This window comes from Glycocaulis sp. (assembly GCF_052168375.1).
Taxonomy (GTDB): Bacteria; Pseudomonadota; Alphaproteobacteria; order Caulobacterales; family Maricaulaceae; genus Glycocaulis.
In genome coordinates this window covers 1-2,814 of record NZ_JBQLZR010000151.1, presented here as the reverse complement: position 1 = coordinate 2,814, position 2,814 = coordinate 1, and the positions used below count along the sequence as shown (strand labels likewise).

Genomic DNA, 2,814 nt, shown 5'->3' with positions numbered 1-2,814 from the left:
CACTGGCCGGGGGGGGGAACCTCCTCCGTTCAAAATCCCCCCCCCCTCGGCCCTTCGGGCCACTCCCCCCGTGAACGGGGGGAGAAAAGGGCAATGGTACGATATGGAAGCAGGGACAACACCCCACTACCAATCCGGCTGGCCTTCCCTGGCGTAATCAGGCAAGGCTGCTGCCAGCAGATGAAGACGCCCCGGAGGCACGAGACAGAAATGAGCGAGAACGGCAAGACAATCGGCCAGGGGGCCAAGCTGCTGGTCGATGTCGGCCCGGCAGCGGTCTTCATGATCAGCTACAACATCGCCAACCGGGTGCTCGACGAAGGCGCGATCTACTGGTCGACCGGCCTGTTCATGGCCGCCACGGCGCTTGCGGTCGCCTACGCCTATTTCTCGCAGAAGCGCTTCCCGCCCATGCTGATCGTGACCTTCTTCATCGTCACCCTGTTCGGGGCGATGACGATCTATCTGCAGGATCCGATCTTCATCTTCATCAAGCCGACCATCATCAACCTCCTGTTCGCATTCACGATCCTGTTCAGCTTCGCCTTTGGCTATAATGTGTGGAAGGCGCTTTTCTCCTCCGTCTTCGAGATGCCCGAGCGCATCTGGACGATTCTGGCGATCCGCTGGGCGCTGTTCTTCATCTTCCTGGCCGCCGTCAACGAAGTGCTCTGGCGCCACATCACCGACAGCGTGGTGGTGGACTCCGCGCGCATGTTCGACTGGCTGAACCTGACGGAGGCCTTCTGGGTGAATTTCCGTCTTCTGGGTACCTACCCGATCTTTGCGGTCTTCATCGCGCTCAACATCCCGATCACGCTGAAATACGCCCGTGCGCCGGGTGAAGGCGAAGGCGGCGATGAGGCTGCGGACGACACCCGTGCAGACGATACCGGCAAGGCAGAAGAGAGCGATGCCGCCCCCGCAGGCGACCCGCGCTAGGTTGGTCACGCCGAGTTGATTGTGCATTGGCCACCGCCGCACATTACAGTTAGTTCATGATGCTCACCTCGACCCTTCTTGCCCTCTCGCTGAACATCTCTGCCGGCTTCTACCCGGCAGGGCTGGGCGAGACGCCCAACCCGGCCCATTCCGAGGAGGCGCCGGTCGTCATCGAGCTGTTCACGAGCCAGGGCTGTCCGCCTTGTGTCGAGGCCAATCGCCGCTTTGGCGAGCTGGCAGCGAGGCAAGGCGTCATCGCGCTCTCCTATGGCGTGGATTACTGGGACATGTTCGGCTGGGAAGACCAGTTCGCGCAGCCTGCCTTCGCCGACCGGCAGAAGGATTATATCCGCCTTGGCGAGGCCAGCCGCGTCTTCACGCCCCATTTTGTCATCAATGGCGGCCCGGAGCGCCTGCGCTTCACCCGCGATGATGTGCCCGGACGCCTCGCGCGTACCTTGCCTCTGACCGGGGATATCGAGCTGACGCGCCTTGAGGGCGGCCGGGTCCAGCTCGATCTGGATGGCCCGGTTCGCGAACGTCCTGCGGCTGTCTGGGCGGTCACCTACCGCCCCGGCATGATCCTTGTCCCCATCGAGGGCGGGCGCAATGAAGGCATCGAGATGGAGCACCACAACACGGTGGCAGCCCTTGAACGCCTCGAGGACTGGAATGGCGGCGATTACAGCCTGGAGTTCACCGCGCCGGCGACCGATTTCGGCCTCGCCGTGCTGGTGCAGGACGAGCCGGGCGGCCGCGTTCTCGCGGCGGCGCGGCTGACCGACTAGGCCCTATTCCTCCGCCGGTGTGACGGCTCGCGAAGCGGCCTGTTCCAGCGGGCGCGTCATGCGCTCGAATGCATCCTCGCTCACCTCGAACCAATAGCCCTCGCTGGCACCGCGTAAACTCGCAGCCTCGTCCATGACATCATGGCTGGCGGCGTCGATGGCGATGCGTGCCTGCACGCGGCCCTCGACGCGGAAGAAGCGCAGCTCATAGCTCAGCCCGTCAAAGGTGATGGCCCGGTGCAGGGCGATGGGCGTCCCGTCATGGGCGGCGTCCGCTTCCCCCACATCCCTGAACCGCAGGCGCGCGCCAGCGCTCGCCACCCCGTTGGCCGCGCCCGCCGTGATCAGTTGCCAGCTTCGCGGGCTGACAAGATCGAAATTGCGCACCGAAGGATTGTCGCGTTCCAGGATATAGGCAGGACCGCTCTCCGGCACGATGAAGGCCCGCGCCACGCGGGCCGGGTCGATATTGAAGAAATCGAGCCCCAGCCAGCGGCCCGGATCGGAGAGGTCGGGAAGGCGGCCATCAGCGGCAAAGGCGCGCGGATTGCCTGTCATGCGCAGGTAAAGCCCGTCCTCGCCGCGCGCATTTCCGGCAATCAGCGAGGTGAGAACCTCGCCTTCACCGTCCGTGATCGTCAGGCGCGTGCCGCTGCCGCCCTCAACCGGGTCATCCACGCCCAGATCGCCATGGCGGGCGGGATTGCGCGTCAGCGCCGCCGCGTATCGCAGGCTGGCAAGGCCTGAATCCAGCTCGGCGAGATATTCGGCCCGCACCGGGTAATTGCCTCGTGAGGGCATGACCCAGCCTGTCTCGCCGCGCTCGAGCCGGAACATGGCGTCAGGGGTAATCACCTCCAGCGTTGCCGCCTCTGTGGCCATGTCCGCCCAGCCGGGCAGGACGGGGCCTTGCAGGTCAGGGCGGGCATTGCGTCCGGCATCAAGGCCTAGCGCGAGCACACCGGCGAGCAGCAAGAGCAGGCCCGCGCTGGCGATGGCAAGGGCGCGAAACGTCCGTGAACCGGGCCGGGCAAGGCTCATGAGCGGCGCCTCCGGCGGATAAGGCTGAACAGGGCGGCCAGCA

3 protein-coding genes are annotated in these 2,814 nt (G+C 65.1%); 2 read left to right on the top strand and 1 reads right to left on the bottom strand.

The window, feature by feature from the left end; all coding sequences use genetic code 11:
• Positions 1–210: 210 nt before the first annotated feature.
• Positions 211–942 (top strand): inner membrane-spanning protein YciB, encoded by a 732-nt coding sequence (locus ACTS2Z_RS06015; RefSeq protein ID WP_442572315.1) that lies wholly within the window; start codon positions 211–213, stop codon positions 940–942.
• Positions 943–998: 56 nt separating this feature from the next.
• Entirely contained in the window at positions 999–1,730 is a 732-nt protein-coding gene (locus ACTS2Z_RS06010; protein ID WP_442572314.1) for a DUF1223 domain-containing protein, read from the top strand.
• A 3-nt stretch (positions 1,731–1,733) separates the two neighbouring features.
• Here ACTS2Z_RS06010 and ACTS2Z_RS06005 read toward each other — a convergent pair.
• Positions 1,734–2,814: DUF4340 domain-containing protein (locus ACTS2Z_RS06005; RefSeq protein ID WP_442572313.1), on the bottom strand; the 1,081-nt coding region annotated here is incomplete at its 5' end.